Source organism: Acetobacter ghanensis (assembly GCF_001499675.1).
Classification (GTDB): domain Bacteria; phylum Pseudomonadota; class Alphaproteobacteria; order Acetobacterales; family Acetobacteraceae; genus Acetobacter; species Acetobacter ghanensis.
This window is the reverse complement of record NZ_LN609302.1, coordinates 2,352,820-2,374,668: the sequence shown is the minus strand read 5'-3', so window position 1 is coordinate 2,374,668 and position 21,849 is coordinate 2,352,820. Positions and strand designations below refer to the sequence as shown.

At 59.9% G+C, this 21,849-nt stretch carries 17 protein-coding genes; 11 read left to right on the top strand and 6 right to left on the bottom strand.

Annotation, left to right across the window (positions count from 1 at the left end):
- The first annotated feature begins 191 nt into the window (after nucleotides 1–191).
- The 4 genes from AGA_RS11035 to AGA_RS11020 all read left to right on the top strand — a co-directional run bounded on the left by AGA_RS11035 (nucleotide 192) and on the right by AGA_RS11020 (nucleotide 9,545).
- Complete coding sequence (locus AGA_RS11035) at nucleotides 192–1,637, top strand: NAD(P)-dependent oxidoreductase (RefSeq protein ID WP_059024340.1); 1,446 nt, start codon at nucleotides 192–194, stop codon at nucleotides 1,635–1,637.
- Nucleotides 1,637–6,193 carry a glutamate synthase large subunit gene (gene gltB / locus AGA_RS11030; protein WP_059024339.1) on the top strand — a complete coding sequence of 1,519 codons (4,557 nt, stop codon included), beginning with the start codon at nucleotides 1,637–1,639 and terminating at the stop codon, nucleotides 6,191–6,193. The genes AGA_RS11035 and gltB overlap by 1 nt, the downstream gene beginning before the upstream one ends.
- 139 nt (nucleotides 6,194–6,332) lie before the next feature.
- Complete coding sequence (locus AGA_RS11025) at nucleotides 6,333–8,177, top strand: M3 family oligoendopeptidase (RefSeq protein ID WP_059024338.1); 1,845 nt, start codon at nucleotides 6,333–6,335, stop codon at nucleotides 8,175–8,177.
- 3 nt (nucleotides 8,178–8,180) lie between these two features.
- A complete protein-coding gene (locus AGA_RS11020; protein ID WP_059024337.1) occupies nucleotides 8,181–9,545 on the top strand; it encodes an ABC1 kinase family protein in 1,365 nt (454 codons plus the stop codon).
- A gap of 145 nt (nucleotides 9,546–9,690) precedes the next feature.
- Here AGA_RS11020 and AGA_RS11015 read toward each other — a convergent pair whose 3' ends face one another.
- Nucleotides 9,691–10,281, bottom strand: coding sequence for a hypothetical protein (locus tag AGA_RS11015; RefSeq protein WP_231945793.1), 591 nt, complete (start codon nucleotides 10,279–10,281; stop codon nucleotides 9,691–9,693).
- Between the two features lie 238 nt (nucleotides 10,282–10,519).
- On the opposite strand from AGA_RS11015, the gene ispH reads away from it, so the two are divergent.
- From ispH to rnhA, 3 genes are read left to right on the top strand one after another with little or no spacing between them, the layout of a single operon-like run.
- Entirely contained in the window at nucleotides 10,520–11,521 is a 1,002-nt protein-coding gene (gene ispH / locus AGA_RS11010; protein ID WP_059024841.1) for a 4-hydroxy-3-methylbut-2-enyl diphosphate reductase, read from the top strand.
- A 9-nt stretch (nucleotides 11,522–11,530) separates the two neighbouring features.
- Nucleotides 11,531–12,505 (top strand): homoserine kinase, encoded by a 975-nt coding sequence (locus AGA_RS11005; RefSeq protein WP_059024336.1) that lies wholly within the window; start codon nucleotides 11,531–11,533, stop codon nucleotides 12,503–12,505.
- Nucleotides 12,495–12,983: a ribonuclease HI gene (gene rnhA, locus AGA_RS11000; protein ID WP_059024335.1), complete on the top strand. Its 489-nt coding sequence runs from the start codon at nucleotides 12,495–12,497 to the stop codon at nucleotides 12,981–12,983. The genes AGA_RS11005 and rnhA overlap by 11 nt, the downstream gene beginning before the upstream one ends.
- 102 nt (nucleotides 12,984–13,085) lie before the next feature.
- Here the strand turns inward: rnhA and AGA_RS10995 are convergent, their stop codons facing one another.
- From AGA_RS10995 to AGA_RS10985, 3 genes are all read right to left on the bottom strand, one after another.
- A complete protein-coding gene (locus AGA_RS10995) occupies nucleotides 13,086–13,955 on the bottom strand; it encodes an OmpA family protein (RefSeq protein WP_157065346.1) in 870 nt (289 codons plus the stop codon).
- Between the two features lie 76 nt (nucleotides 13,956–14,031).
- The gene (locus tag AGA_RS10990) at nucleotides 14,032–14,844 is read right to left on the bottom strand and encodes an NAD kinase (protein WP_059024333.1); all 813 of its coding nucleotides are present in this window, start codon (nucleotides 14,842–14,844) and stop codon (nucleotides 14,032–14,034) included.
- Between the two features lie 36 nt (nucleotides 14,845–14,880).
- Entirely contained in the window at nucleotides 14,881–16,110 is a 1,230-nt protein-coding gene (locus AGA_RS10985) for a glycosyltransferase family 4 protein (protein ID WP_059024840.1), read from the bottom strand.
- 99 nt (nucleotides 16,111–16,209) lie between these two features.
- Between AGA_RS10985 and AGA_RS10980 the strand changes: the two genes are divergently transcribed.
- The 4 genes from AGA_RS10980 to infC all read left to right on the top strand — a co-directional run bounded on the left by AGA_RS10980 (nucleotide 16,210) and on the right by infC (nucleotide 20,631).
- Complete coding sequence (locus AGA_RS10980; protein WP_059024332.1) at nucleotides 16,210–17,037, top strand: tetratricopeptide repeat protein; 828 nt, start codon at nucleotides 16,210–16,212, stop codon at nucleotides 17,035–17,037.
- The gene (locus AGA_RS10975) at nucleotides 17,034–17,954 is read left to right on the top strand and encodes a glycosyltransferase family 9 protein (protein ID WP_059024331.1); all 921 of its coding nucleotides are present in this window, start codon (nucleotides 17,034–17,036) and stop codon (nucleotides 17,952–17,954) included. The genes AGA_RS10980 and AGA_RS10975 overlap by 4 nt, the downstream gene beginning before the upstream one ends.
- A 53-nt stretch (nucleotides 17,955–18,007) precedes the next feature.
- A complete protein-coding gene (thrS, locus tag AGA_RS10970; protein ID WP_059024839.1) occupies nucleotides 18,008–19,939 on the top strand; it encodes a threonine--tRNA ligase in 1,932 nt (643 codons plus the stop codon).
- 155 nt (nucleotides 19,940–20,094) lie between these two features.
- A complete protein-coding gene (gene infC / locus AGA_RS10965; RefSeq protein WP_059024330.1) occupies nucleotides 20,095–20,631 on the top strand; it encodes a translation initiation factor IF-3 in 537 nt (178 codons plus the stop codon).
- Nucleotides 20,632–20,747: 116 nt separating this feature from the next.
- Here the strand turns inward: infC and AGA_RS10960 are convergent, their stop codons facing one another.
- Nucleotides 20,748–21,479, bottom strand: a complete 732-nt coding sequence (locus tag AGA_RS10960) for an SIMPL domain-containing protein (RefSeq protein ID WP_059024329.1) — start codon at nucleotides 21,477–21,479, stop codon at nucleotides 20,748–20,750.
- Nucleotides 21,476–21,820: a hypothetical protein gene (locus AGA_RS10955; RefSeq protein ID WP_059024328.1), complete on the bottom strand. Its 345-nt coding sequence runs from the start codon at nucleotides 21,818–21,820 to the stop codon at nucleotides 21,476–21,478. The genes AGA_RS10960 and AGA_RS10955 overlap by 4 nt, the downstream gene beginning before the upstream one ends.
- Between the last annotated feature and the right edge of the window lie 29 nt (nucleotides 21,821–21,849).

The window sequence follows — 21,849 nt, the reverse complement described above, 5'->3', positions numbered from 1 at the left end:
TAGATAAAATATGGTCCGAAATGAGACCTTTTATTTTTTAAAAAATAGAGGTTTTGGCGTCATTTTGGGCCTAAAATTAAAATAGGTCAGCAATGCTGTCTTTTTATCCGAAGGGATAAAGTGCACGTTCCCTCCTGCTTGATTTTAGGGGGCGAGATCTGTCTGTCGCGCCCTTGCACCGGGGATGGCGTATGACAACCAAGATGCTGAAATTTGTCTCCGTTCCGCAAAAGCAGCCGGAAAAACGCACGGCGGCTGCGCGGCGGACGGATTTTGACGAAATTTACAATGACTTTAAGCCCGAGCAGGCCACAACGCAGGCAAGCCGCTGCTCGCAGTGTGGTGTGCCGTTCTGTTCCGTCCACTGCCCGTTGGGGAACAACATCCCCGACTGGCTGATGCTGACTGCTCAGGGGCGGCTGGAGGAAGCCTATGGCGTATCCTCCGCAACCAACACGTTTCCTGAGATTTGTGGCCGCATCTGCCCGCAGGACCGCCTGTGCGAGGGGAACTGCGTGATCGAACCGGGGTTCGAAAGCGTGACAATCGGTGCGGTTGAGCGGTTTGTAACCGATACGGCGTTCGAGAACGGCTGGGTCAAGCCGGTTCGCCCCGTGCGCGAGCGTAAGGAATCCGTGGGCATTGTTGGCGCGGGCCCGGCAGGGTTGGCAGCGGCTGACCAGCTCCGCGCAGAAGGGTATCAGGTTCATGTGTATGACCGGTACGACCGCGTGGGTGGCCTGCTTGTGTACGGCATTCCCGGCTTTAAGCTGGAAAAACACATTGTGTCCCGGCGGCATGAACTGCTGGAAGAAGGCGGCGTTGTGTTCCATCTGGGGCAGGGCATTGGCAGCGGGGAAGGGGAACTCTCCTTTGCTGAACTGCGCGGGCGGCACAATGCGTTGCTCATTGCGACCGGCGTTTACAAATCGCGCGAGATTGGCGGCCCCGGCGCAGGGCTTGCGGGCATTGAAAAGGCGCTGGATTACCTGACCGCCTCCAACCGCCGCTCGCTGGGGGATACTCTGCCAGAAGACGCGCAGGCGCTGGATGCCGCGGGTAAAAACGTGGTGGTGCTGGGTGGTGGCGATACGGCCATGGACTGTGTGCGTACGGCCATTCGTCAGGGTGCCAAATCGGTGCGCTGCCTCTACCGGCGCGACAAGGCCAACATGCCCGGCTCCGCGCGTGAAGTGAAGAATGCAGAGGAAGAAGGCGTACAGTTTGAATGGCTGGCCGCCCCCGAAGCCTTCCTTGGTGATACGCATGTCACAGGGGTTCGTGCATCCCGCATGAAGCTGGGCCTGCCCGATGCCTCCGGCCGCCAGTCGGTCGAACCGCTGGAAGGGTCTTCCTTCACGCTTGAGGCTGATCTGGTCATCAAGGCGCTGGGCTTTGACCCTGAACCCCTGCCGCAGCTGTGGAATGAGCCCGCACTGGCAACCTCGCGCTGGGGTACGCTCAAGGTGGACCAGAAAAGCTTTATGACCTCGCTGCCCGGCGTATTTGCAGCAGGGGATATTGTGCGTGGGGCCAGTCTGGTCGTGTGGGCGATCAAGGATGGGCGGGAAGCCGCCCAGAGCATCCACCAGTGGATTAAGGCCGATGCAATGGCTCGTACGGCGGAGCAGGGATAATGGATATGGAACAGTTTTCGAACACTGTTTCCGCTGAAAGCGGTGAAGAGTTTCTGACGGCGTGGGACGCCAACGTGCAGGCGCTGGATGGTCTGTACGACCCGGCGGACGAGCGTGATTCCTGTGGTGTGGGCCTTGTGGCCGCACTGGACGGCAAGCGCCGGCGCGAAGTGGTGGAAGCCGGTATTGCAGCCCTGAAGGCCATCTGGCACCGCGGCGCGGTTGATGCTGACGGTAAAACGGGTGACGGCGCAGGCATTCATGTAGAAATCCCGCAGGAATTTTTTGCCGATGCCATTACCAGCACGGGTGACCGCCCGAGCGATGGCCCGATTGCCGTGGGGCAGGTGTTTCTGCCCAAGACCGATTTTGTGGCGCAGGAACAGTGCCGCCAGATTATCGAAACCCAGATTCTGGCCTTTGGTTACGGCATTTATGGCTGGCGTCAGGTGCCGATCGACACCTCCTGCATTGGTGAAAAAGCCAATGCAACCCGGCCGGAAATTGAGCAGATCCTTATCCGCAACTTGCCGGGCAAGACAGAAGAAGCGTTTGAGCGCGATCTGTACGTCATTCGCCGCCGGATAGAAAAAGCCGCCATTGCCGCGCAGGTTGACCTGTATATCTGCTCGCTCTCCTGCCGCTCGCTTATTTACAAGGGCATGTTCCTTGCCGAGCATCTGACAGAGTTCTATCCGGACCTGCTGGATGAGCGGTTTGTCAGCCGGTTTGCGATCTACCACCAGCGCTATTCCACCAACACCTTCCCCACATGGAAGCTGGCGCAGCCGTTCCGTCGCCTTGCCCATAATGGTGAAATCAACACCATTTCGGGCAACATCAACTGGATGAAAAGCCACGAAACGCGTCTGTCCCACCCGGACCTTGACCCGTGGATGGCGGATATCAAACCGCTGGTGCAGGCTGGTGGGTCGGATACGGCAACGCTGGATAACGTGTATGAACTGCTGACCTTTGCCGGGCGGGACGCGCCAGCAGCCAAGGCGCTGATGATTCCGGCCAGCGTTGGTGGCAATGCGTCCATGAAGCCCGCCCACCGGGATATGTTCACCTACTGCAACGCGGTTATGGAACCGTGGGACGGCCCCGCCGCCCTGTGCGCGACCGATGGCCGCTGGGTTGTGGCCGGGCTGGACCGCTCCGGCCTGCGCCCGCTGCGTTATACGGTGACCACGGATAACCTGCTGATTGTGGGCTCCGAAACCGGTATGGTGCGCGTGCCCGAAAACGCCATTGTCAGCCGTGGCCGCCTTGGCCCGGGCGAGATGATTGGTGTGGATCTGGACGAGGCCAAACTCTACGGCAACAGCGAACTGCTCGATGAGCTGTCCTCCCGTCAGGACTTCTCCGACTGGATCAAGCGCACCCAGAAGATCGGCCATCTTGTTCGCTCCGAGGTGACCGAGCCGGTTTACTACACGGGGGACGAACTGCGCCGCCGCCAGCTGGCTGTGGGCACCACGCTGGAAGAGCTGGAAACCCTGCTGCATCCGATGGTGGAAGATGCAAGCGAAGCCATTGGCTCCATGGGGGATGACACGCCTCTGGCCGTGCTTTCGCCCCGTTACCGTGGCCTGTCGCATTATTTCCGCCAGATGTTCAGCCAGGTGACCAACCCGCCCATCGACAGCCTGCGTGAATCGGGGGTGATGAGCCTTGCCACGCGTCTGGGTAACCTTGGCAACATTCTGGACCAGTCGGCTGAACAGTGCGACATGCTCCAGTTGCCCAGCCCTGTTCTGACGTCGGGCGAGTATGAGGCCCTGCGTGGCTTCTGCGGTACGTCTGCCAGCGTGATCGACTGCACCTTCCCCGCAAAGGACGGTGAGGCCGGTCTGCGTGAGGCCATTGCCCGTATCCGCCGCGAGGCGGAGGAAAGTGTGCGCGGCGGCTGCACCCATGTATTCCTGACGGATGAGGCCCAGTCCCCCGACCGCGCTTCCATCCCCATGATTCTGGCAACGGGTGCTGTGCATACCCATCTGGTCCGCACGTCCCTGCGTACCTTCACGTCGCTCAACGTGCGTACGTCCACGGCGCTGGATGTGCATGCCATTGCCGTGACCATTGGTGTGGGTGCCACAACGGTTAACCCGTATCTGGCGCAGGAAAGCATTGCCGACCGCCATCGCCGTGGCCTGTTTGGCAGCCGCAGCCTGCGTGAGTGCATGGAGCGCTACCGCAAGGCGGTGGACAAGGGTCTGCTCAAGATCATGTCCAAAATGGGTATTTCCATTGTGGCGTCCTACCGTGGTGGCTGCAATTTTGAAGCCGTGGGCCTGTCCCGCGCGCTTACGGCGGAGTTCTTCCCCGGTATGCCTTCGCGCATTTCCGGTATTGGTCTGTCGGGTATTGCCCGCAACACGCTCAGCTTCCACGAGCAGGCTTGGGGTTCCGCTTCCGCGCTGACCCTGCCGGTTGGCGGGCTGTACAAACTGCGCCGTAGTGGGGAGCAGCACGCATTTGATGGCGGGCTGATCCATATGCTCCAGACCGCGGTGGCAACAGACAGCTTTACCATCTACCAGCGTTATGCGGATGCCGTGCGCGCTCAGCCGCCTGTAGCCCTGCGTGACCTGCTCGACTTCCGCGAAGGGCGTACGCCTATTCCGGTGGAAGAGGTGGAAAGCATTACGCAGCTGCGCAAACGCCTGATCTCGCCTGCTATTTCGCTCGGCGCACTCAGCCCCGAAGCGCATGAAACCCTTTCCATCGCCATGAACCGGATTGGCGCAAAATCCGATTCCGGTGAGGGCGGGGAAGACCCGGCACGCGCCAAGCCACGCCCGAACGGGGATAACGCATCCTCCGCCATCAAACAGGTGGCATCTGGCCGCTTTGGGGTGACCGCGCAGTATCTGAACGACTGCCGTGAGCTGGAAATTAAAGTGGCTCAGGGTGCCAAGCCGGGTGAGGGCGGGCAGTTGCCCGGCTTCAAGGTCACCGAGCTTATTGCCAAGCTGCGCCATGCAACGCCGGGGGTCACGCTGATCTCCCCGCCGCCGCACCACGATATTTATTCCATCGAGGATCTGGCCCAGCTTATTTATGACCTTAAGCAGATCAACCCCGATGCCAGCGTAACCGTTAAACTGGTGGCCCGTTCGGGCATTGGCACCATTGCAGCAGGTGTGGCCAAGGCCAAGGCGGACGCCATTCTTATTTCCGGTCATTCCGGGGGTACGGGTGCAAGCCCGGTCAGCTCCATCAAATACGCGGGTCTGCCGTGGGAGCTGGGGCTGGCGGAAACGCATCAGGTTCTTATGCTCAACCGTCTGCGCCACCGCGTGCGCCTGCGTGCCGATGGTGGCATCAAAACCGGGCGTGATGTGGTGATCGCCGCCATGCTGGGTGCGGAAGAGTTTGGTATTGGCACAGCCAGCCTTGTGGCCATGGGCTGCATTATGGTGCGCCAGTGCCACTCCAACACCTGCCCGGTTGGCGTGTGCTCGCAGGACCCGGCCATGCGCGCCAAGTTTGAAGGCACGCCGGAAAAGGTGATCAACCTGTTCTCGTTCATTGCGGAGGATGTGCGGAACATTCTGGCCTCCCTTGGCTTCCGTACATTGAACGAGATTATCGGCCGCACGGACCTGCTGCGTCAGGTTTCCCGCGGGGCGGATTATCTGGACGATCTGGATCTGAACTCCCTGCTTTCGCAGGCAGATCCGGGGCCGTTTGCCCGTTACTGCACGCTTGAAGGCCGTAACGAGGTGCCCGACACGCTGGACGCGCAGATGATTAACGATGCCCGTCCGCTGTTCGACCACGGTGAGAAAATGCAGCTGCACTACAACGTGCAGAACACCCAGCGCGCCATTGGCACGCGCATTTCCTCGCTTATCGTGCGCCAGTTCGGCATGAAAACGCTGGCTCCGGGCCACCTGACCGTGCGCCTGCGTGGTTCGGCCGGGCAGTCCCTTGGGGCGTTTGCGGTGCAGGGCCTCAAGCTGGAAGTGCTGGGCGATGCGAACGACTACGTGGGTAAGGGCCTGTCTGGCGCGACCATTACGGTCCGTCCGTCTCCGTCCTCCACGCTGGTGTCCAACCAGAACGCCATTATTGGCAACACGGTGCTGTATGGGGCTACGGCGGGTGAGCTGTATGCCGCAGGGCAGGCAGGCGAACGCTTTGCCGTGCGTAACTCCGGCGCGACAGCGGTTATTGAAGGCTGCGGTTCCAACTGCTGCGAATACATGACCGGTGGTACCGTTGTGGTGCTGGGTGAAGTGGGCGACAACTTTGGCGCGGGCTTTACCGGCGGTATGGCCTTTGTACTGGACAGCAACGACAGCTTTACCAAGCGCATTAACCCCGAAGCCCTGCTGTGGTCCCGTGTAACGGACCCCAAATGGGCGGAAAACCTGCGCGCTCTGGTTGAGCGGCATGTGGAGGAAACAGGCTCGGCCTATGCCTCCATGCTGCTGCATAAGTGGGATGAGGTTCTGCCCCAGTTCTGGCAGATCGTGCCCCGTGACTACGCCAAAATTATTGGCTTTAGTGTGGAAGGGGAGCAGCAGGCCCGCTCAGCCTGAGCCTGCTGACCTTACCGTCTGGCGTTCCTGTGCAAAACGGGTGGGGGTTTATAGCCCCCACCCGTTTTGCCGTTCTGCTGCTTTGTCTTTGCATGTAAGGCCTCTCGCCTCTGGCGGATTTGCACGGTAGAGTGGGGGTATGGAACATACCGCGCATTTTCCCCGTTCGCTGTCACTTCCGCTTATGGCGGCGGAAGCCGGACCTGCCTCTGCCTCCGACCCAAGTGCTGCTACCCTGCCGCGCTGGGATTTGTCCGCCCTCTATGCAGGCATGGATGACCCCAAGCTGGAGGCGGATCTATCGGCCGCCACTGCGGCGTCCCAGAGCTTTGCCAAGCTGTATCAAGGCCGCCTGAGCAGCCTGAGTGGTGGGCAACTGGCGCAGGCCATGAGCGAGTTTGAGGACATAGAGGAAAAACTGGGCCGTGCAGGCTCCTATGCCTCGTTGCTGTTCGCAGCGGATTCGTCCAATGCGTCCATCAGTCGCTTCAGCCAGTCCATTAACGAGCGGCTGACCGATATTTCCACCAACCTCCTGTTCTTTGGGCTGGAACTGAACCGGCTGGAGGAGGCTGATCTTCAGGCCAAGTTGCAGGACCCCGCTCTGGCCCGTTGGCAGCCTTACCTGCGTGATGTGCGCATGTATCGCCCGCACCAGCTTGGCGATGACGTGGAAAAAGTGCTGCTGGAAAAATCCGTCACCGGCGCGCAGGCATGGTGCCGCCTGTTTGATGAGACCATAGCCGCCCTGCGGGTTACGGTGGACGGGCAGACCATGACGGTGGGCGATGCGCTTAATCGCCTGTCTGATACCGACCGCGCGGTGCGTGAGCGGGCAGGCAAGGCCGTGGGTGCGGTGTTTGAAGGCAATGTCCGCCTGTTTGCGCTCATTACCAATACGCTTGCCAAGGACAAATCCATATCTGACGGGCTGCGGCATTTTGCCCGTCCCACCTCCTCGCGCAATCTGTCCAACATGGTGGAAGATGGCGTGGTGGATGCGCTGGTCTCTGCCGTGCGGACCGATTACCCACGCCTGTCGCACCGCTATTATAGCCTTAAAGCCAAATGGATGGGGCTGGACAAGCTGGAGCACTGGGACCGCAACGCGCCCCTGCCGGGGTGTGAAGACCGCAAAATTCCATGGTCGGAAGCCAAGGATATTGTGCAAAAGGCGTATGACGGGTTTGATCCGCGCATGGGCAAGGTGATCAACACCTTCCTGACCAACCCGTGGATTGACGTTCCCCCGGCTCCGGGCAAGTCCCCCGGTGCATTTGCTCACCCCACGGTTCCTTCGGCCCACCCTTACATCTTGCTCAACTACCACGGTCGTATTCGGGATGTGATGACACTGGCGCACGAACTTGGGCACGGTGTGCATCAGGTTCTGGCGGCCAAGCAGGGCTATCTGATGTCTGACACGCCGCTCACACTGGCCGAAACGGCCAGTGTGTTTGGCGAGATGCTTACCTTCCAGTCCCTTCTGGATGCGGAAAAAGACCCCGTTCGCCGTCGCCTGCTGCTGGCTGGCAAGGTGGAGGATATGCTCAATACCGTGGTGCGCCAGATTGCGTTTTACGAATTTGAAACCCGTGTGCATGACGAGCGGAAAAAAGGCGAGCTTCTGCCCGAACGGATTGGTGAAATCTGGCGCTCCGTTCAGACCGAGAGCCTTGGCCCGGCCTTTAACTTCACACCTGATTACGACGTGTTCTGGGCTTACATCCCGCACTTCATCCATTCCCCTTTCTATGTGTATGCCTATGCATTCGGGGATTGTCTGGTGAACGCGCTGTACAAGGTGTTCAACGAAGGGGCTCCGGGTTTTCAGGACAAATACATCGCCATACTGGAAGCAGGCGGCACGCTGCGCCACAAGGAACTGCTGGCCCCCTTCGGGCTGGATGCGTCCGACCCCGGCTTCTGGCGTAAGGGGCTGGATGTGATTTCCGGCTTTATCGACCAGTTGGAGCAGGACTGAACCATGGCGCGGGACCTTGATAATTCCGGCATGTTCGGCGAATTGCGGCGGATGGTGCAGACCACCGGCACGGTGGGGGGTATTGCCGCCCGTCTGGCCGGGCATAAAATGGGCCTGCGCTCTGGTGGGGTGACCCATGCCGAGGACCTCAAGTCCGTTCTGGGAGGGCTGAAAGGCCCGTTAATGAAAGCCGCCCAGCTTCTGGCTACCATACCGGGTGCTCTGCCGGAGGAATATGCGGACGAACTGGCGCAGCTTCAGTCCAACGCACCGCCTATGGGCTGGAACTTTGTACGACGCCGCATGATGGCGGAGCTGGGAGCCGGGTGGGAGAAAAACTTCCGGGCTTTTGGTAAGGAAGCCGCCGCTGCGGCCAGCCTTGGGCAGGTGCATCAGGCCATTCTGGCCGATGGCCGCCGTGTTGCCTGCAAGCTCCAGTACCCGGATATGAACTCGGCAGTGGAGGCGGACCTCAAGCAGTTCCGCATGGCCATTGGGGTTTACCACAAGCTCGACAATGCCATCCGTCAAGATGATGTGGTGGAGGAACTGGCCGAACGCCTGCGGGAGGAGCTGGATTACCGGCGTGAGGCCGCCAATATGCGGCTCTATCACGCTATTCTGAAGGACTGCCCCGAAGTAACCGTACCGTTGCCGGTAGACGAGCTAAGTACGCGCCGCCTGCTGACCATGGAATGGGTGGTTGGCCAGAATCTGAACGCCGCTATTAAGGCTGGTCTTTCGGACGAGCAGAAAAAGAAAATTGCTCGTGCCCTGTTCCGTGGCTGGTATGTCCCCCTATACCAGTATGGTGTGGTGCATGGGGACCCGCATATGGGCAACTTCACCCTGCGTGAAGACGGTGGGCTGAACCTGCTGGACTTTGGGGCAATCCGTATTTTTCGTCCTTCGTTCATCAAGGGCAATATCGACCTGTACAACGCCCTGCGCACCAAGAACGAAGATATGGCGGCCCACGCGTACGAGGCGTGGGGCTTTAAGGACCTCTCGCGCGAGAAGGTGCGTGTGCTGAATGAATGGGCGAGCCTGCTTTACGCCCCGCTTATGGATGATCGCGAGCGCTACATTCAGGAGGAGAACAACCCGGAGCATGGGCGCGAGGTGCTGAGCCGCGTGCATGAAGGGTTGCAGAAAACGGGCGGTGTACGCCTGCCGCGCGAATTTGTGCTGGTGGACCGTTCCGCCATTGGCCTTGGTTCGGTCTTCATGCGGCTGAAGGTGAAGATGAACTGGAACGAACTGTTCCACGAAATTGTGGAAGGCTTTGATGAGCAGGCTCTGACCGACCGTCAGAACGCAGCCATTGAGGCCGCGCGCTTCCCGCCGGATGCAGGTCCGGTGCGCTAGAAAACTGGGGAAGGGAAGACGGTATAAAAGCTCCTACCCGCAAAGCCGCTGTTAAAGCAGCACAAGGATGCTTTTATACCGGTCCAACCGAAAAGGTCTGTGACAGAGGCAGGCCCGGCGCCATGGCAGGCGGACCTGCTCTCCCTTAGTAAGCCTGGTAGGCGGCAGGTTTGAGGTGGGCCTGATTATAACCCAACTGGTTTTTGTTGAGTTGGAAGCCAACCTCGAATCGATAATCAGAATCGACGTTACGCGGTGGGATCGGCAGATCAATCGTAATGACCTTGCTTGTCGTATCAAAGGTCGCAAGGTTGGGCGGGAAGGTAATGGTGTGGCGGAAGACGTGTTTGTTCACAATGCGGTCACCATGCAGCACGGCAATAAACCACGGCAGGGTCAGCGTATCGGTGGATGAGGCAGGGCCGCGCTCCACTGTAATATGTAGTACGACTCGGGTTTTCAGGTCCTTGGGACCACCGGCGGAGCAGTCCCCCTCCAGCTTGACAATGCTGGCCCGCGCCACCAGATCACGGAAGTTGGTGCTATTTCCTTTATATAGGTAATAGTCCGCTGCTTCAGATGGAATGTGCGTAATGGGGCAGGCTGGCGCAAAATCCGTCGAGCTGCTTTCTCCCCCACCACAACCGGCCAAAGCGCTTATCAGGCCCATGGCCAGTGCGCCGGAAGCGGTTATGCGGGGAAGCAGGCAGCGCAGGCGGGTAAGATCATGAGGCATGGAGTGATCCGGCATTATGGGGTGGAGGAACAAAAACGGGTGACGCACCAACCCGCCACGCCCCTGCGAGCGTGTGTTTCACGTCTTGGATGCTGCAAAACGGGTTGCATCACATGCGTCCTTTGCGTAGGCCACAACTGCCACGGCCTTTACCGGGTTTCGGGCATAGCCTGTTTTCAATATGCTTCTTCATAGCCAGTTTTCTTCTATACAGTCCGCTGCAACTTTGGGGAACACCATGCCCGATCAAACTGATACCCTTACTACCACCCAGAATGCGGATGCGCAGCACGGCCGGTCACTCAAGGTCCTTCTGGCAGGCCCTCGCGGGTTCTGTGCCGGTGTGGACCGTGCCATCCGTGTGGTGGAAGAAGCCATTCGCCGCTATGGCGCGCCGGTTTATGTGCGACACGAGATTGTTCATAACCGTACCGTCGTAGAGGAGCTGGAAGCACAGGGCGCCATCTTTGTGGAGGAACTGGACGAAGTTCCCGCAGATGGCCACGTTGTTTTTTCCGCTCATGGCGTGCCAAAAACCGTTCCGGCTGAAGCCGAGCGCCGCAATCTGCTTTATTTGGATGCAACGTGCCCGCTGGTGTCCAAGGTCCACCGCGAGGCCGAACGCCACTACGCTGGCGGTGGGCCAGAAAGCCGCCATATTCTGATGATCGGCCATGCCGGTCACCCGGAAGTGGTGGGCACAATGGGCCAGCTGCCCGCCGGTGCCGTTACCCTGATCAACGATGCGGATGAAGCCCGCAGCGTGCAGCCTGCTGACCCCAGCATGTTGGCGTTTATTACCCAGACCACCCTTTCGGTCGATGATACGGCGGAAATTGTGGACATCCTGCGTGAGCGCTTCCCGCTAATTGAGGGGCCAAAGCGTGAGGACATCTGCTACGCCACCACCAACCGTCAGGAAGCGGTTAAGACCATTGCGCCGGAATGCGATCTGGTCATTGTTATCGGTTCGCCCAACTCGTCCAACTCCCAGCGCCTGCGTGAAGTAGCGGAACGGTCGGGCGCTGCCCGTGCCCTGCTGGTGCCACGGCTGGATGCGCTGGACTGGTCGGTGCTGGAGGACGTGCGTACGCTGGGCATTACGGCCGGTGCATCTGCTCCAGAAGCTCTGGTGCAGGAAATGCTGGCCGAAATGGCCAAGCGTTACACGCTGTGCATTGAAGAGCGGATTGTGAAGGAAGAAAACGTGACGTTCCGCCTTCCTGCACCCTTGGGCTAAAGGTGGTTCATGGCCGTTTATACGGACGTTAGCGACGAGGCGCTCCGGGACTTTCTGGCAGATTTTGCCATTGGGTCCCTTGTGGCGTTCCGTGGTATTGCCGAGGGGGTTGAGAACAGCAACTTCCAGCTTCGTACAACCAGTGGGGATTTTATTCTCACATTGTACGAAAAACGGGTGAATGCTCTGGAACTCCCCTGGTTTTTGGGGCTGATGCAGCACCTTGCGCGGGAGGGCGTAACCTGCCCGCAGCCTGTGGCTGACAAACAGGGCCAGACGCTCAAAACCCTTGCGGGCCGTCCAGCGGCCATTACCACCTTTTTACCCGGTGTTTGGCCACGCACCGTGCGGAGCGAGCATTGCCGCCCGCTTGGCCGTGCTTTGGCCCAGTTGCACGCCGCCGGGCGTTCCTACGCGCCGGAGCGGCCCAATGCTCTGGGGCCGGGCGCATGGGCACCGTTACTGCAAAGCTGCGCCAATGGGGCAGATAAGGTGCAGGCAGGCCTACAGGCCGAGTTGGAGCAGGCTCTTGCCCGCATTGTGCCCGCTTGGCCGGGGCAGGGAGGTCATCCACCCCTGCCGCGGGGGCAGATCCATGCCGACCTGTTCCCCGACAACGTGTTTTTTCTGAACAACACCGTGTCGGGCCTGATTGATTTCTATTTTGCCTGCACGGATTATCTGGCCTTTGATGTGGCCATCTGCCTGAACGCATGGTGCTTCCAGCCCGATGGCGCATTCAACGTGACCTTCGCCCGGCAGATGCTGCTGGGGTATGAGGAGGTCCGTGTGCTGGAAGAGGTGGAGCGCAATGCCATGCCTGTTCTGGCGCAGGGTGCGGCCATGCGCTTTTTGCTGACCCGGCTTTATGACTGGATCCACACCCCGGCCGACGCGCTGGTAACGCCTAAAAATCCGCTGGATTACCTCAAACGGTTGCGGTTCCATCTGGCGACGCAAAGTGTGGGTGGTTATGGACTCTGAAACATCTTCCCCCAACCCAGAAAACCGGATGCATGTGGACATCTGGACCGATGGCGGGTGTAGGCCCAACCCCGGCCCGGGCGGCTGGGGCGTTCTGCTGCGCTGCAAGGGCGTTGAGCGTGAGCTTTCTGGCGGCGAGTTGGAAACAACCAACAACCGCATGGAGCTGACCGCCGCAGCCGAAGCGCTGGAAGCTCTTAAAAAGCCCTGCGTTGTTAACCTGCATACCGATAGCGAATATGTGCGGAATGGTATTACGCGCTGGCATACGGGCTGGGTGCGCCGGAACTGGCGCAATGCCGCGGGGGACCCGGTTGCAAACATGGATTTGTGGCGGCGGTTGCTGGATGCCGCCAAGCCGCACGATGTATCGTGGCATTGGGTCAAGGGCCACTCTGGTGTTCCTGAGAACGAACAGGTGGACCAGCTTGCCACACAAGCCCGTATTCGTATGGAAGAGCAGAAAGCAGGCGCGTAACTGCCTGATAAGCCGCGATGCCTGCAAGGTACTTTTCTGCAAGTCCTCTTACGCAGGCGTTCCCTGTTATGGCCTGAGCTAACGCCAGCCTTTGGGCTGGCGTTATGGTTCTGCGTCAGACTGGTAGATGTCTATATAATCTTCTGGCTCGCCCGCTTTGGTATTTTGCGGCAGGCCAATGACCCGCACGTAAATACGCGTTGAGGGTGTTCCCCCATTCATAAGCACGCTCCGTGCTGCCAGCCCGCGTGCGAGGGCCATACGGCGCGGGAGCGATGGGTCATCCGGCGCGCCGGAGCTGAAGGCATTAACCAGTGCCCGGACGTGCGGCTTGTAAGCAAGGTTCTGCCCAAAGGCCAGAATGGCCTGATGCGTCTCGGGGTTAAGGTCGGCTGATCCGGGGGCAAATGTCAGGCGCACACCACCGGGAATGGGGGTAACGGTCCCCTGTGCCTGCACCTGTACAACGGGTTGCGGCGGAATGGGGAAGGGATGCACCTCCACATCAGACGGCGCGGGGGTCAACTGAGGTTGGGATGGTGGCGCATCAGGAATAGTTGGGGCCGGAGGAGGGCGTACTGGCTGGCCTGCTGGTGGCACATTGGGCGTTTGCGCCTGCGTTGTGCTGCTGCCGGTTGCGGAAACCGGGTTGGCTGTGGGCTGGGCAACGGTTGCCGGGGCTGCCTGTGGCTGTGTGGCGGGCGCTGCCGGAACCGTAGTGGCTGGGGTTGCAGCCGCCGGTGTGGTTTTGGCTGCCGAAGGTTGTGCTGCACGTGGATGCTGTGTGGTGCGGGGGGCTGTGTGGCGGGCGCGTGGTTGTGGTGGGGTCGCCGCTGCCGGAGGTGTGCTGCCTGCCAGACTGTCCAGTGCTTCCGAGTTGGTCACAATCTGGGCATGGGCCGTGCCTGCTCCCAGCATTCCTGCGGCGCAGAGCAGAGAAAGGCGGCACGAAAGAGAGAACTTTTTTGTCATTACGGTGCAGACTAGCCCAGAAGAGGGGAAGGATAAAACGGAGTATTCCGGCAAGACGTGGCAAAAAGATACGCCATCATGCGGAGAACTGTTCTTCGGCAATACGTTCGGAGAGAGTCTGCCCCGGATCAAACAGCAGGGTTACGGTCAGGTTGCGGTCCTCGCGGACCTGAACGGATATGACATCGCGCACCTCAACCGAATCGGCCACGGCGGCCACGGGCCGTTTTTCGGATTCCATAACCGTAAAGCCAACATCGGCGGCTGAGGGCAGCAGGGCACCGCGCCAGCGGCGGGGGCGGAAGGCGCATATGGGGGTCAGCGGCAGCAGATTGCCCGAGAGCGGCACAATAGGCCCGTGGGCCGAAAGGTTGTAGGCTGTGGAACCCGCCGGTGTTGCCAGTAGCGCCCCATCGCAGATCAACTCAGGCACACGGACAAGCCCATCCACATCTATGCGCAGCTTGGCTGCCTGCCGGGTTTGGCGGAACAAGTACACATCGTTCAGCGCAAGGGCTTCATGTGTTTCGTTATGGCTTGTGGTGGCCTTCATGCGCAGGGGGTGCAGGGTGGCCGCCTGTGCGTGCAGTAGCCGGTCGGGCAGATCTTCCTCGTTCATCGGGTTCATCAGAAAACCCACAGAGCCGCAGTTCATGCCGTAAACGGGGGCAGTTAGTTGCGTTTCCAACACCACGCGCAGGGTTTCGAGCATAAAGCCATCCCCCCCGAGGCAGACAATAATTTCTGCTTCTCCGGGGTGGCAGTTGCCATAATGCGCAACCAGCCTGTCCAACTCCCCGCGCGCTTCGTGCGTGGGGGCAGCTACGAAGGCGAGCCTGCGTGGCGTCTGGGCAAAAAGGGGCTGCGTGGGGGATGTAGCGGCACTCATGCTCTGCCCTGTGGGTGGAGGAAGGAAGGCTCTGTCTTACCCCGCAAGGTCATGGTCCTGAAAGAGGGCAGGCGCATTTTTGGTCTGGAGAAAGGCCGGAGCCAGTTGAGACCCCAGTAACTCGTCATACACGCCCAGTGTTGCGTGCTGCATGGCTTCGGTCGTGTAGTGCGTCAGGACCGTCTGCCGGGCGGCGGCGCCCATGTCGGCCCGCGTGGTTTTGGGGGCGGTCAGCACGGTAAACATGGCATCGGCTAGATGCGCAGCATCGCCGGGGGGAACGCAAAGGCCAGTAACGCCATTGTCCACTGTTTCCACCGCCGCACCGTGGTGCGAGACAATAACGGGTCGGCTCATGGCCTGTGCCTCTACCACAACGCGGCCAAACGGTTCGGGGCGGAGGGATGGCACAAGCACCATAGTTGCCAGCGCCATGGCGGCGGGCATGTCATCACAATGACCGGCAAAGCGGATTCTATCGTCCAGTCCAAGCGTGTGGGCGAGGTGCGTTAGCTCCTGCACGTAGCGCCCGTCTGGCTTGTCAGACCCGGCGAATACGCAGTGCCAGTGTTGTTCTGGCAGAGCGGCTTCCAACTGGGCCAGAGCTTGCAGCACAAGGGTCTGGCCTTTCCATGCCGTTAGTCTGCCGGGCATGAGGATGATGGCCGACCCGGCCGGTACGGCCCACTGCTCGGCAAGCTGGTGCATACGCTGGCCACTTACGGCCTCTGGGCTGAACTGGCTTATGTCCGCTCCACGCGGAATAACCCGTAGGCGGCTGACGGGTACTTTGTAATCACGCTCCAGCATCCGGCCAATATGCTCACTTATGGCAATAACCCGGTCCCCACTGGCCAGCACGGAATTATACAGTTTTTTACCCGGAACGGTGTTGGCGTGCACACCATGCCATGTGGTGACAAACGATGTCCGGGTTCGCCGACATGCCATTCTGGCGGTCCACGCGGGAATGCGGGAACGGGCATGCACGATAGCAACGTTGTGCTCGGTCAGTATTCGGGCCAGCATACGGGCATTGCGGATTACATGCGCCGGGTTGCGGCTGCCACAGTCGGGGAGGGTAATATGTTCAGCCCCAAGGCTGTGCAGGAGTGGGACAAGGCGCCCACCGCTGCTGGCGACAAGTGCCCTGCCTCCAGCCTGTGTAATGGCTTCTGCCATTTCCAGGGTGCCCCGTTCAACGCCACCCTGTTGCAGGGCGGGCAGAATTTGCAAAATGACTGGAGAGCGTAAAAAACTGGCCATGTTGCCCCTATTATCACGCAAGAGGGCAAAAGTGCCATATTCTGAACAGGATATGCTCAGGCTTGACCGCTACGGACCTGAGTTTGCTATGGATGATGTATGAAAGCAGTTTTCTCTGCGCGTCGGTCCCTCCCTTGTGTGCTGGCTGGTGCTGTTGTTCTGGCCGCCTCATCTTCCATGGAGGGTGTGGCATCAGCCCATCCGCAGCAGGCGGCGGGGGGAAAAAAGCAGGTCTGGTCCGTAACCACCTGCATGGCCATGATTGGGGATGACCCCTACGGCGCACGGGATTACGCTCTGGACTGGCAGCACCATGGCGGCGGGCACGATGCCCGGCATTGCCACGCCCTTGCCCTGCTGGAAGCCGGGGATGAGGACACAGCCGCCCGCGAACTGGATGAGCTGGCACACCAGACCGCACAAAAAGGGGACAGTATTCCCCCCTCCCTGCGTGCGACAATGGAGGAAGAGGCCGCCGAGGCGTGGCTTTCCGCCGGGGTGCCAGCCAAAGCGCAGGCCAGTGCGGATTTTGGCCTGTCGATCCAACCGTATGATCAGGCATTGCTGGTCACCCGAGCCCGGAGTGTGCTGGCGCAGAACAGGGCCGATCTGGCAGAGCAGGAGCTGACAGCCCTTGTGGCTCGCCAGCCCAACGCAGCCCCGGAGGCCTATGTGCTGCTGGCGGAAGCCGAGCGTAAAATGGGGCGGCTGGACCTTGCCATGCAGCACGTAACGCACGCTCTGGCTGTTGCGCCCGACTGCGCGGCGGCTCTGCTGGAACGCGGCATTATCCGCGAGCGCAAGGGCGATGCCGCAGGTGCGCAGCAGGACTGGCAGCAGGTGCTGGATCTGGCCCCCGATAGCCATGAGGCGGATCTGGCGCGGCAGGATCTGGCCGTTATGGCGGCAGACCCCGATTCTCCATGAGGGGTGCGCAGGAACCGGCGCGTATTCTGGTCATCCGGCTGGGAGCGCTGGGGGATTTTGTGCAGAGTTTTGGCCCGTTCGAGGCCATAAGGCGCGCGCACCCCAAGGCGCACATTACGTTGCTGACAACCAAGTCATTTGTGGCGCTGGCACGCCTTGCTCCGTGGTTTGACAATGTAGAGGTGGATACCCGCCCCAAGTGGACGGACCTTGCTGGCGTGCTGGCGGTGCGCCGTAAGCTGCGTGGGTATGACCGGGTGTATGACCTGCAAACATCAGGCCGCACGGCACGGTATTTCTGGCTTGCGGGCAGGCCAGTCTGGTCGGGACATGTGGCTGCGGCCCAGTTGCCCCATGCCAACCCGTGGCGCAACATCATGCACACCCGCCCTCGCCAGCGTGACCAGTTGCGTATGGCCGGTGTGGCTACGGTGGAGCGGCCCGACCTTTCGTGGCTGGAGGCGGCGGGGCCACGTCTGCCTCAGCCTTACGCCCTGCTGGTGCCCGGTGCGGCTCCGCACCGTCCGGCCAAACGGTGGCCCGCGCACCATTATGGCCAGTTGGCGGCGCGCCTTGTTGCACGCGGGATTACCCCGGTTGTTGTTGGCAGTGCGGAGGATAAACCTCTGGCGGCGGAAATTCTGCACCATTGCCCACAGGCGCAGGATCTGACCGGGCAGACCAGCCTGCCGGACGTGGCAGGCCTTGCCGCGCGGGCATGGGGTGCAGTGGGGAATGATACCGGCCCCATGCACATGGCGGCGGAAATGGGGTGCCGGTGTCTGGTCCTGTTTTCACGCGAGAGTACGCCTGCCCGTACCGCCCCTTTGGGGTACAGGCCGGGGCAGGTGGAGGTGCTCTGGGTGCGTGATCTTGCATTCCTTTCGGTCCAGAGGGTTGCAGCCGCGCTCTGGTAGCGCCATTAAACAGTCTTTGTATTTATTCTCCCTTCCTTTTGGAGCTTGCACCCATGCCCGCTATCACTCTGCCTGACGGTTCTGTTCGTAGTTTTGACGGGCCAGTCACGGGCACGACGGTGGCGGAATCCATTGGTGCCGGGCTGGCCAAGGCGGCACTGGCCATGGAAGTGGATGGTCAGCTGAGCGATATTCGCCAGACCATCAAGCAGGACGCCAAGATCCGCTTCATTACCAAAAAAGACCCGGAATCGCTGGAGTTGATCCGCCATGATGCGGCCCATGTGCTGGCGGAAGCCGTGCAGGAGCTGTTCCCCGGCACGCAGGTCACCATCGGGCCGTCCATCGAACACGGGTTCTATTACGACTTTTTTCGTGCCGAACCGTTCACGCCGGAAGACTTTGCTGCGATCGAAGCCAAGATGAAGGAGATCGTGGCCAGAGCGGAACCGTTTGAGCGGGAAGTCTGGCAGCGGGATGCGGCGATTGCGTTTTTTGAAGAGCGCGGCGAATCGTTCAAGGCCGAACTGATCCGCGATCTGCCGGAAACGGAAGAAATTTCTATTTACCGTCAGGGTAAATGGCTGGACCTTTGTCGTGGCCCGCATCTGCGGACCACCAAGGATGTGGGAACCGCCTTCAAACTCATGAAGGTGGCCGGTGCATACTGGCGTGGGGACCATCGCAACCCCATGCTGACCCGCGTGTACGGCACGGCATGGCGCGACCAGAAGGAACTGGACGCATACTTGCACCAGCTTGAAGAAGCCGAAAAGCGCGACCACCGCCGCATCGGGCGGGAGATGGGTCTGTTCCATTTTCAGGAAGAAGCAGTCGGGCAGGTGTTCTGGCACGCCAAGGGCTGGCGCGTTTACTCCGTGTTGCAGGACTATATGCGCCGCGCACAGACCCGCCACGGGTATCAGGAAGTGCGGACCCCGCAGCTTGTGGACCGTGGGCTGTGGGAGGCATCGGGCCACTGGGATAAATACCGCCACCACATGTTTGTGGCCACGGTGGAGGACGAGGATAAAACCCTAGCCCTCAAGCCCATGAACTGCCCATGCCATGTGCAGATTTTCCGCCACGGCCTGCGCTCCTACCGCGAACTGCCGCTGCGTATGGCCGAGTTTGGGGCCTGCCACCGTTACGAACCCTCAGGCGCACTGCACGGGCTTATGCGCGTGCGCGGCTTTACGCAGGATGATGCGCATATCTTCTGCACCGAGGACCAGATTGCGGATGAAACCGTACAGTTCGTGCAGATGCTGCATGAAGTGTATCAGGACCTCGGGTTCGAGCATGTGCGCGTCAAGTTTGCAGACCGCCCCGAACAGCGTGCAGGCAGCGAGGCTGTGTGGGACAAGGCGGAAGCCGCGCTTAAGGAAGCCTGCACCGTTGCGGGCGTAGAGTATGAATATAACCCGGGTGAGGGGGCATTCTACGGTCCCAAGCTCGAATTCGTACTGCGTGACGCCATCGGCCGTGACTGGCAGTGCGGCACTTTGCAGGTGGACCTTGTGCTGCCCGAACGGCTGGATGCCAGCTATGTGGGCGAGGACTCGGCCAAGCATCGCCCGGTTATGCTGCACCGCGCCATTCTGGGGTCTTTCGAGCGGTTCCTTGGTATTCTGATCGAGCAGCACGCGGGCCGCTTCCCGCTGTGGCTTGCCTCCGTGCAGGTTGTTGTGGCCTCTATTGTGAGTGACGCCGCACCCTATGCGCAGGAAGTCGCTGCAACCCTGCGTAATGCCGGTCTGATGGTTGAAGCCGACGTGCGGAATGACAAGATTAACGCCAAAGTGCGCGAGCACAGTGTTGGGCGTGTGCCGGTTATTCTGGTTGTTGGACGGCGCGAGGCGGAGGAAGGTACCGTAGCCATGCGCCGCCTTGGCTCGCAGGCACAGGAGGTGTTGACGGTGGATGAGGCATTGGCCCGTTTGAGCCTTGAAGCAACGCCTCCGGATTTGCGCAAAAAAGCGTGAAGCTGGATGGGTTTTTGTGGCAATGCTGCAATGCCCCTGATTTATTGCATGGACCGCTTGATAAACAGCGGAGAATTGCGCACATACTAATGGCAGGCAGGAGCACCGGGTTGCGGTGCCTCTGTTTGTTTTGAAATGAATAACAGGAGCCGACCATAGTCAGATCCCCTTACCCCGCGGCGCCCAGCAAAGAAGGGCCGCGTGTGAATGAAGAAATTCGTGTGCCGCAGGTTCGCCTGATTGATGAAACAGGTGAGATGGCGGGCGTTATGTCCGTGCGCGATGCACTTGCCCGTGCCTATGGTGTTGGGCTGGACCTGCTGGAAATAAGTCCTAATGCTGAGCCGCCAGTTGTAAAAATTCTGGACTACGGCAAGTTCAAGTACGAACAGCAGAAAAAGCGCAACGAAGCCAAGAAGAAACAGAAAGTTATTGAGATCAAGGAAGTCAAGGTTCGTCCGAATATCGACGAAAATGACTACCAGGTTAAAATGCGGTCTGTAAAAAGCTTTATTGGTGACGGGGACAAGGTCAAGGTCACACTGCGTTTCCGTGGGCGCGAAATGGCGCATCAGGAACTGGGGATCAAGGTCCTGGAACGGATTCGGACGGAAATTGATGAACTGGCCAAGGTGGAGCAGATGCCCCGCCTTGAAAACCGCCAGATGATTATGGTGCTGGCTCCGCGCTAAGTAGCGTGTCCATCAGGACAGATTAAAAAAACCGCCCGGGGGTGACCTCGGGCGGTTTTTTTATTGTTGTGCGTACAACCCTGCATAGAAGGCTGGTGCCGTTCTGAGGCTCGTTCTCAGGGGGAGAGGAGCACAGTGGCGCGTAGGTCAGCGCGTACGGTCTGGTTTTCTGCCGTGCTGGATGGGCTAATCCCAATCGAATCGCTCGGAGCGGCCGCTGCACGCAGCATCATGGGCATGGGATGCGGGTAGGCTGTGTCGGACACGCTGACCTGTGTAAAGCGGGCTACGTGCAGGCCAAGTGCGCTGGCCAGTGTGTCGGCCTGTTTTTTAAGTTCCACGACGGCCTTTTTTTCGGCTTCCAAAAACAGGGCCTGACGTTTTTCGTCCGAGAGGGACCAACTCAACCCTTCCAGAATAAGGCCCTGTGCTTGCAACTGGCCTGCCAGTGGTAAAAGGTTTTTACCATCTGTGGCGGACAAGCTCAGGCTCTGGCTGGCTGTCCAGTAAGGTTTGGCTTTGTCTGGCCGGTTTTCATAAACGGAATATTGCAGCACGGCGGCTTTGATGTCCGCATTTTTGGCGGCTTCATCCGTCGCTTTTTTAACCAGAGCGTTCACGCTTGTCTGGGCGGATGCGGCGTTCTGGTTCTGACTTCCCACTCGGAAGCTGGCGCTCAGCTTGTCAGGTGGTGCCTGCGTGGTGCCCGTGGCGTGGATTTCCAACCGGGTAAAGGAGTCCGCATTGCTTTCCGCGTGGGCTGTCGTGGCGTGGGTCAGCCCCGTCACGCTGGAGGTCATGGCCAGTGCCAGCAGGCTTGCGGACCGGAAGGATAAGTGGACAGTCACGATGGTGCTCCTGTTGCATTCATTAAGGCGCGACGCAGACGTATAAGCCCAGAGCGGACATGCCCTTGTTTGCAAAGGGTCATGCCATCTGTTTTCAGGCTGGTAACGGCTGGAGACGTCTCCATGTCCGAATAGGAATCTACCAAATGGGCAAGTTCAAGGCAGAAGGAGAGGCTGTCAGATGTGACAATGACAGGAGCAGACGAGGACGTTCCCTGAAACAAGGGCCAGCGAATGGGCAACGCGGTTGGCAGGGGTTCGTTACTGGCAAGAGTAACAGAACCACCGGTAACAACACCCCCTAAGGCCAGGGTCAGAGCAAGAGGCAAGCAGAGCTTCATGAGATGACTAAGAAACGTAATTGCGTGTT